Consider the following 13,313-nt stretch of genomic DNA (forward strand, 5'->3'; position numbering starts at 1 on the left):
GGTTTTAGTCGGCGGTCGAGAGTTCGTCGAAGACGCGGGCGACCTCGGCGAGGTCGAAGCCGGCGAAGTGGTCGAGAATCCGCCGCCGGGTCGCTTCCAGGTGGGTCGGGTAGGCGGCTTCGAGCCGGGCGAGGCCGGCGGCGGTCAGGGCGGCGAACCAACCGCGGCCGTCTTCGTCGCACTGGAACCGCCGGACGAAGCCCTCGATCTCCAGCCTGGCCACCGCCCGGGTCATGCCGCTGAGCGAGAGATCGCAGGCCGCGGCGAGCTCGCTCATCCGCATCCGCCGGTCGCGGCTCTCCGACAGGTGCATCAGGGTGCTGTATTCGGTCAGTGATATCCCGGCGTCGCGCTTGAGGTCGGCGTCGATCAGCTTCGGCACCACCGTCATCACCCGCCCCAGGGCGCGCACCAGCGCATCCTCGTCGGTGTCGAGAGGCTCGAGCGCTGTGACCGGAGGCATACGACTAGATTACTTGCTTGCGCAAGGAACTGCTCGTACATTTGCTTGACGAAGCAAGGACTTGATCCGCGAGTCCTCCCCCTGAAACTCAAGGACAATCTCGTGACCAAGATCGGAATCATCCTCGGCAGCACCCGCCCGGGCCGCAACGGCGAGGCCGTCGCGAAGTGGGTGTACGAGCTGGCCAAGCAGCGCACCGACGCCGAGTTCGAGCTGGTCGACCTGCTCGACTACAAGCTGCCGCACCTCGACGAGATCGTCCCGCCCTCGATGGGCCAGTACACCCAGCCGCACACGCTGGAGTGGGCGCAGAAGATCGCGTCGTTCGACGGCTTCGTGATGGTGACGCCGGAATACAACCACTCGACCTCGGGTGCCCTGAAGAACGCGATCGACTTCCTGTTCGCCGAGTGGAACAACAAGGCCGTGGGCTTCGTCAGCTACGGCTCGGTCGGCGGCGCCCGCGCCGTCGAGCACCTCCGGCTCATCTCCGCCGAGCTCAAGATGGCCGACGTGCGCTCCCAGGTCATGCTGACGCTGCACCACGACTTCGAGAACTTCAGCGTGTTCAAGCCCGGCGCGCACCAGGAAGATGCCCTCCACACGACCCTCGACCAGGTCGTCGAGTGGAGCCGGGCGCTCGCGCCCCTGCGCGCGACCGCCTGACCGGCGGCACGCACAGACCGGCCCGAGGTCCTGCCACCGGACAGCACATCCACGGCAGGTCCTCGGGCCTTTCCGTGCCCTCCTACCGCACCGTGGAGTACCGTTCCCCCGGACACAGGAGGTCGAGCATGTCCCTGACAGTGGGCACAGCACAGCGCGGCGAGATCGTCGTGGTGTCGGTCGGTGGCGAGTTGGACATGGCCACCGCGCCCCAGCTCCAGGACCAGATCACCGACCTACTCGACCGCGGCCTATCCCGGCTGGTCTTCGACCTGACCGAGCTCTCGTTCTGCGACTCGACGGGGCTGTCGGTCTTCGTGCGCGCGAAGAACAGCACCGACGAGGCCGGCGGCGTGGTGCGGCTGGCCGCACCACAGCGCGGGGTGCGCCGCATTCTCGAGGTCAGCGGCCTGGTCGAGGTCCTACACACCTACCCGACGGTCGACGAGGCCGTCGCCGCCGACGCATCCGAGCCCGCCGCGGGCTAGCGCGGTCTACGGCCGGCAAGCCGGCACCGCTGCGGGTCAGGCCGCGCGCCTTGACCGCGGGCTAGGCCGTTCTCGTCCGCTCGCGGGCGGGCACCGCGGCGGGGCTAGGCCACTCTTCACCGGTCCCGGGCCGGCACTGCCGCAGCTTGGCCGCGGGTCGGGCCGCTCTTCTCCGCTGGCGGGCCAGCACTGCCGCGCCTTCGCCTCGGCGCTAGGCCACTCTTCGCCGCTCCCGGGCCGGCACCGCCGCAGCTTGGCCGCGGGTCGGGCCGCTCTTCTCCGCTGGCGGGCCAGCACTGCCGCGCCTTCGCCTCGGCGCTAGGCCACTCTTCGCCGCTCCCGGGCCGGCACCGCCGCGGCTTGGCCGCGGCGCTAGGCCACTCTTCGCCGCTCCCGGGCCGGCACCGCCGCGGCCTGGCCGCGGCGCTAGGCCACTCTTCGCCGCCCTGGCCGGCACCGCCGCGGCCTGGCCGCGGCGCTAGGCCACTCTTCGCCGCTCCCGGGCCGGCACCGCCGCGGCCTGGCCGCGGCGCTAGGTCGCTCCGCTCCCGGGCACCGCTGCGGCTTGGCCGCCGGGCTACGCCGATCTCTGCCGGCGGGCGCCGGCCGGGCCGCGGCGTGACCGCCGGCTAAGCCGCTTCGCGGAGCGGTGCGGCCAATGGGCCGGTTTCGGCGAGCACGGCCGCCGGTGTCGCTTCGACGGCCTCGATCGGGCCGTTGGCGCCCGACACGTGTGCCTGGTCCTCCACGTAGCCCGGACGGCTGATCAGCACGCCGGCACCCGCCTGGATGGCGAGCGCGACGGCCAGCACGCCGAGTGGTGCGAGCCAGCCGCCGGTGGCCTCGTAGAGGATGCCGACCAGCAGGGGGCCCAGCGACGCGAACAGGTAGCCGACGCTCTGCGCGAACGCGGACAGCGCCACCGTGCCCTCGGCCGTGCGGGCGCGCAGGCCGATCACGACCAGGCTCACCGGGAAGACCGTCTGCCCGATGCCGAGCAGGGTCACCCAGAGCACGGCGCCGGCGTGTGGTGCGATGGCCAGGCCGACATAAGAGACGCCGCAGACGGCGGTCAGGCCGAGGATCAGCGGGCGCAGCCGGCGCACCCGGCCGGCCAGCGCCGGCATCAGCAGCGCGAACGGCAGCGCGAACAAGGTCACTCCGGCGAGCAGCAGGCCGGCCGTCGACGGGGTGAAGCCGGAGTCTCGGAAGAGTTGGGCCAGCCAGCCCATCACGGCGTAGCCGCCGATCGACTGCATGCCGAAGAACACCGCCATGGACCAGCCGATCCGGGTGCGTGCCGGGCGGATCCGGGCCGACGGGTGGATCTCGCGGCGCTCGATCCGCTGGCCGCGGCGCAGCGCTGACGGCAACCACGGGAGCACCGCCACCGCGGCGAGCAACGCCCACACCCCTAGGCCGGCCCGCCAGGAGCCGAAGGCGTGCGCGACCGGCACGGCGGCGGCCGACGCGGCGGCGGCGCCGACCGACATCGACAGCGTGTAGGCGCCGGTGACCAGGCCCGGTCGGTCCGGGAAGCTCTGCTTGACCATCATGGGCAGCAGCACGTTGGTGACCGCGATGCCGGCCAGCGCGAGCGCGCTGAAGCCGATGAACGCGGCCGGCGAGTCGGTGACCACCCGCAACAACTGGCCGACCGCCAGCACGCTCATCGCGGCGACCAGCAGCCGCGCCGGCGGCACCCGGCGGACCAGCCACGGCGTGGTCGCGCCGAAGACCGCGAAGGCGATCGTGGGCACCGTCGTGACCACCCCGGCCACGGCGCCGGAGAGGTGCAGGCCGTCGCGTACCTCGTCGAGCAGCGCGCCGAGGGAGGTGACCACCGCGCGCAGGTTGACCGCGACGAGCACGATGCCGGCCAGGACGAGCAGCATGCGGCGAGGTTGGACGGCAGGGCGCGGTGCGGTGGTCGGAACAGTCACGACCTCTACACTAGAATCATGGGACGATTTATGGTGGGGTGATGTTACGCATGACACTCAATGCGCGGTCGACGCTCGTCCAGCAGGTGATCTCGCAGCTCAGCGAGCAGATCCGGGCCGGCGAGTGGCCGATCGGCGCCAAGATCCCCACTGAGCCGCAGCTCGTGGAGGTTCTGGGGGTCGGGCGCAACACCGTGCGCGAGGCCGTTCGCGCGCTCACCCACGCCGGCGTGCTCGAGGGTGTGCAGGGCTCCGGCACCTATGTGCGCTCGACCGACGAGCTGACGGGAGTGGTGGCCCGCAAGTTCGGCACCGCCGAGGTCGGGCACACCGTCGAGGTGCGGCGGGCCCTCGAGGTCGAGGCGGCCCGGTTGGCGGCGCTGCGGCGTACCCCCGAAGATCTGGATCGGCTCGATGCCGCGCTGGTGGCGCGCGACGCGGCCTGGCAGCGCGCGGAGGCCGACGCGTTCGTCGAGGCCGACGCCGACCTGCACGTGGCCGTCGTGGCGGCGGCGCACAACCCGATGCTCGCCGAGCTCTATGCGTCGGTGGGCGCGGCCATTCGCGCCTCGGTGGCCGCGGCGGTCGGGCCCTCGCTGGCGGCGGGCGCGGCAGGCATCGATCATGGTCGATTGGTCGAGGCGATCAGAGCCGGTGACCCCGACCGCGCCGCGAGCGAGGCGGGCAGGTTCCTGGAGGCTCCCGCCGGGGCATAGGGTGAGCCATGCTTAAGGGCTTCAAAGACTTCATCATGCGCGGAAACGTGGTCGACCTGGCGGTCGGCATCGTGATCGGTGCGGCGTTCACCGGCGTGGTCACCCAGTTCACCAAGTCGTTCCTGGAGCCGCTGATCAGGCTGCTCAGCGGCGGCAGCGGGATCCACGCAGGGGCGCCCACGATCAGGGGCGTTCCATTCGACTGGGCCGCCTTCATCAACATCGTGATCACGTTCCTGCTGACCGCAGCCGCCCTCTACTTTCTCGTGGTCTACCCCATGAACCGGCTCGCCGAGCGGCGCCGGCGCGGTGAGGAGCCCCCGCCCGCCGCACCCAGCGAGGAGATCAAACTGCTCACCGAGATCCGCGACGCCCTGGTCGCCGGCCGCCAGGTGCCCGGTCAGTACCGTTCCTCCGCCCTTGACCAGACCCTCGGCCGGGAGAACCCCCCGACCTCGCGCTAATCGAACGCATGTTCGATACTGTTCCGCCATGGAGCAACGAAAGCACTGGTGGAACGGTAAGTGGGGGCGCGCCGCGCGGCGCGATGTCTACCTGCGGATCGACGGTGACACCTGGCACGTCGAGCAGCGGGCGGGCGGCGCCGAGGGCGTGTCCCACTTCTACGAATACGAGACCGAGGAGGACGCGTACGACCGCGTGCGCGCCCTTCTCGTCGGTCCGTTCGAGTGGCGGGAGCTTTCCCGCCCACCCCAGTAGCCGCCGCTTCAGGCGGTCGCCGACTCCAGCAGGGCGAGGGTGCCGAGCGTCATCTGGTCGCGGATCCGGCTGACCGAGGCCTCCCATTGGCGGGTGAAGCCGGGCCGGCGCTCCAATGACCGCCAGACCGGCAGAACCGCCTCGTCGACCCGGGCGGCCGGCATCCAGAGGTGCAACAGCGTGTCGATGGCAGGGCGCAGCCGGGCGATCCGCTGCGCCCGGGTGCCGGGGCCGGTCAGGCTCGACTCCATCAACGAGAGCAGCGTGGTGAGCAGCCAGTCGTGCAGCGCGAGATCTTCACAGAGGTCGACGATCGACTCTGTGTGCTCGCGCGGCACGACCAACTCGAGCACCCGCAGCGTCGGCGTCGCGACCCGGAACGTGCCGGTCGCTTCCGCGCCGGCCTCGTCGGTCGGTGTCACCACCCAGCGCATGTGGGTGCGCTGGGTGCGAAATGGCGGGTGCCGGTCGAGCCGGGTCGAGCGCTGCACCGCGTCGAGCGTGCGCCCGCTGATCGCGCCGAGGTTGAGCGTGCCCAGCGCCTGCGAGGTGCCGGCGAAGCCGCGGGCGATGTCGGCGCCGTCGGCCTTGCCGATCGTCTCGATCGCGCCCGGCCGGGTCAGATAGTGCGACCAGGAGAGCCGCCGGTTGGCGGTGCTCTTGACCACGACCGCGTGGCCCGAGCCCTGCGCCACGTGGCCGCCGGTGATCGAGGCGCGCGAGATGACCGTGCCCACCCCGCGGATGACCTTGCCGGAAGCGGCCGGCAGGCGGCAGTCCACACTGGTCAGCAGGTTGGGTGAGACCGCGTAGGCCATCGGCCGCTCGGACCGCCGGACCTGCTCACCGACCAGCAGGTTGAGCACTTCCGCCGTGGCGTCCCAAGGCAGCGACGTCGAGTTCTGCAGAAGTCCGGTGTGGACCTCGCCAAACGTGAGCATGCCCGCCTCCGCGCCGCCGAACCATACTGGCTGAATTGCATCCCATGGTCCGCCCGTGGGGCAAGGCCGCCGCGCGGAATGCCACCCAGACGATACTTTGATCAAACCCGATGAACCGGGGAACCCCAAGGTTGCCAGATGTTGGTACGGTAACGGCGCGTGTCGCTCACGTAATCGAGGAGCCGCGTTGACAAAGGTCTACGTCTCAGCAACGTTCCGTGATCTGGAAGAGTGCCGTTCCGCGGTGAAGTTGGCGCTCCGCCGGTTGCGGGTGGAAGACGTGGCCATGGAGTCCTATGTGGCCGAGGATCGGCGCCCGGTCGAGCGCTGCCTCGAAGACGTCGCTGACTGTGACCTCTACGTGGGGATCTTCGCCTGGCGCTACGGCTTCGTCCCGCCGGGCTACGACCGGTCGATCACCGAGCTCGAATATCGCCAGGCCGAGGCGATGGGCAAGCCCTGTCTGATCTTCCTGCTCGACGAGGAAGCGCCCTGGCCGCGGGTGCACATCGACCGCGGCGGCGAGGCCGAGCGCATCGAGACGCTGCGCAGCGAGCTGGTCGTCCGCCACATGTGCAGCACCTTCACCGGCCCCGGCGACCTGGCCGCGCTGGTCACCGCCGCGGTCGCCAACTGCCTGGCCGACATCGGCCGGCCGACCGGGCTGCTCCAGTCGCTGAGCACCGAGACCCTCAAGCGCTACTACGACCGACTCCACCAGCAATACGGCGGCCTCGACCTCGACGCGCTCACCCCGCCCCAGCGCGACGAATACCTCCAGATGCGACTGAGCTCGGTCTTCATCGAGCAGTCGGTCCGCGAAGACCCGCCGCCGGTCGAGCTGCCCCGCGAGTGGTGGCAGCGGATGCAATACGAGGGCCATCTCGAAACCGAAGACGTGCCCGACGAGGTCGACCCCGACGAGCTGGCCCTGCTGCACAAGGCCTACCGGGCCAAGCCGCTGCGGCGGCTCTTCGACGTCGTCGCCGCGCCCGACAACCAGGCCATCGTGCTGCTCGGCGACCCGGGCTCCGGCAAGTCGACAGCGGCCCGCTACATCACCCTCGCGCTGGCACACACCGGCCCGCCGGTCGACGACCGCCTCGGCCCGCTCGACGGCCACCTGCCGCTGTTCATCGAGCTGCGGTCCTATGTCGCGCTCTACGCCGAGCTGCGGAGCAGCAACTTCATCGACTATCTCGACCAGCGCGCCGGTCTCGACGGGCTGGGCCTGGAGCGGGCCGCGCTGCTGCGCTACCTGACCGGCGGCGGGCCGGCCGTGGTCATCTTCGACGGCCTCGACGAGATCTTCGACAAGCGCCGCCGCGAGGCCGTCGCCAACCAGATCGCGGCGTTCGCCGGCGAGTTCCCGCATGTGCGGGTCATCGTCACATCACGCATCATCGGGTACGCCCGCCGGGCGCTCAGCGAGCTCGGCTTCGCCCACTTCACCCTCCAGGACCTCGACGACAACCAGATCACCGAGTTCCTGGCGAGCTGGTATGACCTCGCGATGAACGACCGCCCGGGCGACTCGGCGGCCCGCCGCGCCCGGCTGCTGGAGGCGATGCGCCACTCGCCGTCGATCCGCGAGCTGGCCGGCAACCCGATGCTGCTGACCATCCTGGCGATCATCGGCAAGCACCAGGCGCTGCCCCGCGAGCGGTGGAAGCTGTTCGACCACGCGGCCAGCGTGCTGGTCGAGCACTGGGACATCAACCGGCACCTGCAAGACCAATACGAGAGCCCCGGCTTCATCGACGCAGAGGACAAGAAGGAGCTGCTGCGCCGGCTGGCCTACAAGGTGCAGAGCGGCGAGCGGGGCCTGGCCGCCAACTACGTCAGCGCCGAAGACCTGAGCGAGGTCTTCGAAGACTATCTGGCCGAGCGCTACCAGAAGGATCCGTCCGAGGCCCGCGCGATCGCCCGCGCCATGATCAACCAGTTCCGCGAGCGCAACTTCATCCTGAGCCGCTACGGCCCCCACCTCTACGGCTTCGTGCACCGCACGTTCCTCGAGTTCTTCTGCGCCGAGGCCGTGGTCGGCAAGTTCAAACACGACCAGCAGTGGCCGTTCGACCGGCTGCGCCAGCTCTTCGTCGAGCACTGGGCCGACCCGTCCTGGCGCGAGGTGCTCCGGCTGGTCGCCGGCTCCCTCCACGAGCGACACACGGCACAGTTGATCTCGTTGCTGGCCACCGACGTCAACCACCCCTGGCCGGCGGGCGCGTTCGCCCAGCCACCGTGGAACCTGGCGTTGGCCGTGCAGTGCCTGGCCGAGGTGCGCAACCCGCACACCGCCGTCGCCGGCCCGGCCCAGGACCTGCTCCGCCGGATCATCCTGCTGATCGAGCACTGCGTCTCGATCGACGACCGCGACACGATGGCGCTGATCGAAACCGAGATCCTGCCGGCGGCCCGCACGATCGGCGCCACCTGGCCCGGCGGCCAGATCTACCTCAACTGGTACAGGCGCCGCGGCGTCCGCCTGATCTGGAGCTCCGTCTCGGCCTACGCGGCCCAGCTCGCCGCGATCCTCGCGCCGCCCTCGGAGCACGTCGAAGACCTGTTCAGCACCGTGCTCAGCGCGATCGACGACCGCTGGGCGTCCTACGCGGCCGTCGCCGGCCTGGCCGAGCTGGCACAGGTGGCGGGCACCGCCGCCAACCGCGGCGCGTTCCAGCTCGCCGTGGCCCGGGCCGGCGAGGAGCTGATCCGCCGGGCCCGCGACGACGCCTACGCCGGCGTGCGGCTGGCCGCGGTCGAGGCGCTCGGTGAGCGGTTCGGCACCGACCCACGGGTCCGCGACGTGCTGCTGGAGCGGGCCACCGTCGACGGCTACGCCGCTGTCCGGCTGGCTGCCGTCCGCGCCCTCGGCGAGCGGTTCCGCGACGAGTCGGCCGTCCGCCGCCTACTACTTGACCGCACCCGCCGCGACGGCAACGCGGGTGTGCGCCGCACCGCCGTGCAGATGATGGAACGCCTGCCCTACGACGACTCCGTGCGCGGCGCGCTGGTCGACCGGGTCCGCACCGACCGCGACGCCGAGGTGGCGGCGGTCTCGGCGCGCGCGCTCAACGACTGGGGCCTGGGCTACGAGCACCTGCGCGAGCTGCTCATCGAACGCATCCGGGCCGAGCCCGACGGCGTGGTCCGCCGCTCGGCGGTGCGGGTGCTCGCCGACCGGCTCGGCTCCGGCCAGCCGGTGAAGAGCCTGCTGACCGCGCTGCTCCACGACGACCGCGACGCCGGGGTGCTCAGCGCCGCGGCGAAGACGCTGGTCGAGCGCTTCGAGGCGGCCGAAACGGTCAAGGGCCTGCTGATCGAGCGCACCGGCCGCGACCCCGACGAGATCGCCCGGCGGGCCGCGGTGCAGATCCTCCGCGAGCACTTCCGGTCCGACCCCGAGGTGCACGCCGCGCTGGTCGACTGCGCCCGCCGCGACCGCTCCGCCGAGGTGCGGCTGGTCGCCATCCGGGCGTTGACCGCGGCGCTGCCCAACTTCGCGCCGGCGGCGACCGCGCTGGCCCGGATCGCACACACCGACACCGACGCGGCGGTCCGGCTCGCGGCCACCGAGGCCCTGGTCAAGAAGATCGGCCTCGACGCGGCAGTCTGCGCCGTGCTGGCCCGGCTGGTCGGCGAAGACCCCGACGCCGCGGTCCGGCGCACCGCGGTCGAGGCGCTCGCCGAACGCTGCGGCGGCGACACCCCGATCCGCCGCCTCCTGCTCGACCGCGCCCGGCAAGACGCACACGCGGATGTCCGCGGCGCTGCCGTCCGGGCGCTCGCCAGCCACGCCGCCACCCACCCCGAGGTGCTCGAACTGCTCCTGGAGCGCACCCGAGACGACCCCGACGGCCTGGTCTTCGCGGCGGCGGCGAAGGTCGCCGACGACGGCACCCGCGCGCTGATCGCCGCGCGCGTGCAAACCGACGCCAACCCCCGGGTCCGCGAGGCGGCGGCGCACGCCCTCCAGCCCTATGCCGATGATCCGGAGGTGCGCGAGATCCTGCTCGACCGGGTCCGCAACGACCCGGATGCGCTGGTCGTCACCGAGGCGGCGGTCGCCCTGGTCGCCGCCGGCATCGACGACGAACACCGCGACCTGCTGGCGATGCGCGCCACCGGCGACGACGGCACGGTCCGGGCGTCGGCGTTGCGCGCGCTCGGCGAGTCGTTCGGCGGCGACCCGGCGATCCGCGAACTGCTGATCGCGGCGGTCCGCGGCGACAGCGACCTACGCGTCCGCCGCGAGGCGCTGCGGGTCGTGGGTGAGCGGCTCTACGCACACGAAGAGGTGCGGCAGACGCTGGTCGACATGGTCCACGACAGCGACTGGTCGATCCGCGAAGCGTCGGTGCGGGCGTTGTGCGAGCGCTTCGGCGCCGACCTCGACATCCGCCGGCTGCTGGTCACCCTGGCCAGCAACGACGAAGACCGCAACTTCCGCCGCCTGGCCGGCCAGGCCTTGAGCTGGCTGCCCGGCGCCGACCCCGAACACCTCCCCGACATCGCGGATTGACGGCAGACCCCGCACGGCGTTGGCCGTGGTTGGTCTTAGCCGCACGGCCCACATCACCGACGTGGCCGCGAGGTGTTGGCCGCTTGCTCGGCAGCCCTGGCAACCTAGAGACCGTCGAGGGCGCGCCCGCGGTCAGCCAGCGACCCGTCGATCGCACGACACGCTCAGCAGCAGACGCGGTCACCCCGTCCACGACTCCGAGCGTGTCCACACCGGGCGGTCTACATCGCGCTCGCGGGCCGAACTATCGTCCCTGGTCGGACCGATGTCATGGGCAAGCCCAACGGGCTCTGCCACTTGGGGCGTCCGACCGCGAAGGTCAGCCGCTGACTGGGTCAGGCTCGGGAAAGCGCATGACCCTCCCCGAGAGGGGACCTTGGAACCGGCGATAGTCAATCCGTGACCTACGAGCCACCCTCATCGGTCTTGGCGGGCTCAGGCGGTGGCTGCGGTGCAGACTGCTGAGCACCGCCTGGTGGCAGCACACCACGACGAATCATGTAGATCGGAACGATGATCCCACCGACGGCCGCAACCAGCGCTGCGAGCGCCTGCACCAATGCGACGACGTCCACCCACCCACTCCTTCGCGATCCTGCCAACCGGGTGACCACAAAGAAAAAAGGCCACCCCGGCTTAACCGGGATGGCCATGACGTCGACTTCAAAAACGTTAGGGCCTTCCAGCACTCGCCGTCAATACTGCGGCGTGCTTTCCAAGCTCGTTAGTGCCGTGAAGTTATCCGACGGCACCACCAACAGACCCGAAGTCGGCCTCTAGCAGGCAGTATGCCGGCCACCCGCTAGCGCGGAGCCAACCAGGTGCCGCACCGAGCTCTGGACCAAAACTAAAAAACGACGTGCCCAAGCATCAATGTGGACCAATACCCTGGACGGCGTGTCCCCAAGTCCGACCAACGACGAAGGCCGAGTCTGGCGGGAGCGACGGTCGTGCCGACCGCGGACCCGAGTCAAAGGTGTTTGGGTTATTCGCCGATGAAGACGTAGTCGATGCGGTCGACCAGCTCTTTGGGTAGCTCCATCTGCTCGCCGCGCATGCGGGTGAAGACCTGGTCGAGCACGATCGGGTCGATCGAGACCTGGCCCAGGATCGTGCGCACGGCCAGCTCGACCTCGAGGAAGCGGGAGCCCAGCACCGAGAACGTGCGGTAGGCGCTGAACGCCGCCGCGCGCGGGTTGAGCTGGACCACGGCCGGGAGTTTGTCCCAGTCGTCCGGGATTTCCTCGACCTGCCACGGTGTGGTGACGACCTCGCCGTTGTGGCGCAGCAGGCCCAACCGGATGAGCTGCCAGACCGCCGCGAGGAACGGGCAGGACCAGCGCCGGGCGCCGTTTTCCAGGTCCCACAGCTCGACGTCTACGAAGATCGAGTGGCGGTTGGCGGCGTTTTGCACCGGGGGGAGCCAGCCCTTTTCGGCCATCGCGGGTATCGCCACCGTGTTGGGTGAGCGTTGGCCGTTGCAGAGCCAACCCGTCTCGGTGGTCGGCGGCCGGATGCCGTTGCTGCCCGGCACCGGGTCGGTGACCAGGGCCTGCTCGACGACGCGGGCCAGTGGCACCTCGTCGGCGACGACGCAGCCCGACTCGCGTGCGAGGTAGTCGATCACCAGGCCGCTCTCTTCGGCGGCCGCGACCAGCATCGGGATCACTTCACGCGGTGTGCTGAACCGCGAGAAGTAGTCGTCGACCAGGAAGCAGGTGCTGATCCGGGGTCGGTTGCCGCCCGGGCGGGTGGCCACCGAGCGCGCGGCCGACTGTGCCCAGGGTGCGACCCGCCGAAAATGCCGGCGCATCGACTCGATGCCGCCGGCGAACTCTTCCATGTAGAGGTGGCCGAGTTCGATGGACAGGTGCGAGAGCGGAACGCGCTCCACGCTCCGTTGAGCGACCGCCTCTTCGAATGCCACTCCGGTCACAGCGTCTCCCAGGCCGCATCGTCGACGATTTTCTTGGCCAACGAGTCGAACTGTTCCAGCGTCTCACGGTTCGCGATGCGCCGCGACCACACATCGTTATCCGAAATAAGCTGTTCACGCCATTGCAGGACCGGGTCGAGCGGGATGGTGCCGAGCAGCAGGGTCCGGCCCACCTTGTGGCTGCTGGCCAGTTCGGACAGATCTCGGTCCACATCGCGCAGCCAGGCGATCTGCGCGGGCCGCAGACCCTCGAGCTCGGGCGAGTCGGGATTGACCACCGCGGTGCGGATGAACCGCAGCGCGTTGGCCAGCTCCTCCCGGTCGTGGCCCTTCTGGGTGCCGGTGTCGAGGATGCCCCGCTCGCCGTAGACGAGGCCGGCGGCCGCGAGCACGTGCTGCCGGGTCCAACGGTGGAAGACCAGCCAGCGGGTGCGGATGCTGCGCAGCGCCTCGGTCGCGGTCGCGGCGAGCACCATCTCGGTCGCGTAGGAACGCCCGGCGCTGAGGTCGACCAGGCAGAGGTCGAACTCCTCTTCGAGGTGCAGGAACAGCCGCGCGCAGCGTTCGGTGTTTTCCTTGGTGATCGGGAACTCGCCGCCGCCGCTGTCGCCGGGGAACAGCACCAACCGGCCGGCGCCGGGCGGACGGCTGCGCAGGCTGGACCGGTCGGACTCCTGCCAGATCTCGACCCGTTGCGGGTCGGCGACCATGCCGTGCAGGTAGGAATGCAGGCCGCCCTGGGTGGTGCCGTGCAGCGCGTTGGGCACGTTGAAGATCGCGCCCGACGTCGGTGAGCCGAAGTCGAAGTCGAGGTAGCACACGTCACTGCCTTGCAGCGCACTCCGGTAAAGGATGTTGCTGCTCGTGACGGAGCGGCCGGTGCCGCCCTTGTCGGAGGTGGCAAAGATCAACATC

Annotated in this window: 11 protein-coding genes and 1 pseudogene; 6 read left to right on the forward strand and 6 right to left on the reverse strand. The window is 70.5% G+C overall.

Annotated features, from left to right (window positions below; all coding sequences use genetic code 11):
- Window positions 1-4: 4 nt before the first annotated feature.
- A complete protein-coding gene (locus DFJ67_RS09460; RefSeq protein ID WP_116067542.1) occupies window positions 5-463 on the reverse strand; it encodes a MarR family winged helix-turn-helix transcriptional regulator in 459 nt (152 codons plus the stop codon).
- Window positions 464-565: 102 nt separating this feature from the next.
- Here DFJ67_RS09460 and DFJ67_RS09465 point away from each other — a divergent pair, with 102 nt between their 5' ends.
- Both DFJ67_RS09465 and DFJ67_RS09470 read left to right on the forward strand, forming a co-directional pair.
- A complete protein-coding gene (locus DFJ67_RS09465) occupies window positions 566-1,129 on the forward strand; it encodes an NADPH-dependent FMN reductase (RefSeq protein ID WP_116067543.1) in 564 nt (187 codons plus the stop codon).
- A gap of 128 nt (window positions 1,130-1,257) precedes the next feature.
- Window positions 1,258-1,617, forward strand: a complete 360-nt coding sequence (locus tag DFJ67_RS09470; RefSeq protein ID WP_116067544.1) for an STAS domain-containing protein — start codon at window positions 1,258-1,260, stop codon at window positions 1,615-1,617.
- Between the two features lie 737 nt (window positions 1,618-2,354).
- On the opposite strand, the pseudogene DFJ67_RS09475 reads toward DFJ67_RS09470, so the two are convergent.
- A pseudogene (locus DFJ67_RS09475) lies at window positions 2,355-3,512 on the reverse strand (MFS transporter); the annotation flags it as partial.
- Between the two features lie 98 nt (window positions 3,513-3,610).
- Here DFJ67_RS09475 and DFJ67_RS09480 point away from each other — a divergent pair.
- From DFJ67_RS09480 to DFJ67_RS09490, 3 genes are read left to right on the forward strand one after another with little or no spacing between them, the layout of a single operon-like run.
- Complete coding sequence (locus DFJ67_RS09480) at window positions 3,611-4,276, forward strand: FadR/GntR family transcriptional regulator (protein ID WP_239097553.1); 666 nt, start codon at window positions 3,611-3,613, stop codon at window positions 4,274-4,276.
- An 8-nt stretch (window positions 4,277-4,284) separates the two neighbouring features.
- Complete coding sequence (gene mscL / locus DFJ67_RS09485; protein ID WP_116067547.1) at window positions 4,285-4,740, forward strand: large conductance mechanosensitive channel protein MscL; 456 nt, start codon at window positions 4,285-4,287, stop codon at window positions 4,738-4,740.
- A 28-nt stretch (window positions 4,741-4,768) separates the two neighbouring features.
- Window positions 4,769-4,996, forward strand: a complete 228-nt coding sequence (locus DFJ67_RS09490; RefSeq protein ID WP_116067548.1) for a hypothetical protein — start codon at window positions 4,769-4,771, stop codon at window positions 4,994-4,996.
- Between the two features lie 8 nt (window positions 4,997-5,004).
- Here DFJ67_RS09490 and DFJ67_RS09495 read toward each other — a convergent pair whose 3' ends face one another.
- On the reverse strand, window positions 5,005-5,937 hold the full coding sequence (locus tag DFJ67_RS09495) for an SCO2521 family protein (protein ID WP_116067549.1): 933 nt from the start codon (window positions 5,935-5,937) through the stop codon (window positions 5,005-5,007).
- 55 nt (window positions 5,938-5,992) lie between these two features.
- Here DFJ67_RS09495 and DFJ67_RS09500 point away from each other — a divergent pair, with 55 nt between their 5' ends.
- Window positions 5,993-10,462 (forward strand): HEAT repeat domain-containing protein, encoded by a 4,470-nt coding sequence (locus DFJ67_RS09500; protein WP_116067550.1) that lies wholly within the window; start codon window positions 5,993-5,995, stop codon window positions 10,460-10,462.
- A 404-nt stretch (window positions 10,463-10,866) separates the two neighbouring features.
- On the opposite strand, the gene DFJ67_RS42600 is transcribed toward DFJ67_RS09500, so the two are convergent.
- From DFJ67_RS42600 to DFJ67_RS09510, 3 genes are all read right to left on the reverse strand, one after another.
- The gene (locus tag DFJ67_RS42600) at window positions 10,867-11,037 is read right to left on the reverse strand and encodes a hypothetical protein (protein WP_170215774.1); all 171 of its coding nucleotides are present in this window, start codon (window positions 11,035-11,037) and stop codon (window positions 10,867-10,869) included.
- Between the two features lie 410 nt (window positions 11,038-11,447).
- Window positions 11,448-12,398, reverse strand: a complete 951-nt coding sequence (locus DFJ67_RS09505) for an SCO2522 family protein (protein ID WP_116067551.1) — start codon at window positions 12,396-12,398, stop codon at window positions 11,448-11,450.
- Complete coding sequence (locus DFJ67_RS09510; protein ID WP_116067552.1) at window positions 12,395-13,312, reverse strand: SCO2523 family variant P-loop protein; 918 nt, start codon at window positions 13,310-13,312, stop codon at window positions 12,395-12,397. Before DFJ67_RS09510 ends, DFJ67_RS09505 begins: the two co-directional genes overlap by 4 nt.
- Between the last annotated feature and the right edge of the window lies 1 nt (window position 13,313).

Origin of the sequence: Asanoa ferruginea, from assembly GCF_003387075.1 — a bacterium.
GTDB lineage: Bacteria > Actinomycetota > Actinomycetes > Mycobacteriales > Micromonosporaceae > Asanoa > Asanoa ferruginea.

What these genes read in the sequence shown, in the direction of transcription:
- DFJ67_RS09460 (WP_116067542.1), bottom strand. Translation starts at nt 463, where the DNA reads ATGCCTCCGGTCACAGCGCTCGAGCCTCTCGACACCGACGAGGATGCG.
- DFJ67_RS09470 (WP_116067544.1), top strand. Translation starts at nt 1,258, where the DNA reads ATGTCCCTGACAGTGGGCACAGCACAGCGCGGCGAGATCGTCGTGGTG.
- DFJ67_RS09480 (WP_239097553.1), top strand. Translation starts at nt 3,611, where the DNA reads ATGACACTCAATGCGCGGTCGACGCTCGTCCAGCAGGTGATCTCGCAG.
- mscL (WP_116067547.1), top strand. Translation starts at nt 4,285, where the DNA reads ATGCTTAAGGGCTTCAAAGACTTCATCATGCGCGGAAACGTGGTCGAC.
- DFJ67_RS09490 (WP_116067548.1), top strand. Translation starts at nt 4,769, where the DNA reads ATGGAGCAACGAAAGCACTGGTGGAACGGTAAGTGGGGGCGCGCCGCG.
- DFJ67_RS09495 (WP_116067549.1), bottom strand. Translation starts at nt 5,937, where the DNA reads ATGCTCACGTTTGGCGAGGTCCACACCGGACTTCTGCAGAACTCGACG.
- DFJ67_RS09510 (WP_116067552.1), bottom strand. Translation starts at nt 13,312, where the DNA reads ATGTTGATCTTTGCCACCTCCGACAAGGGCGGCACCGGCCGCTCCGTC.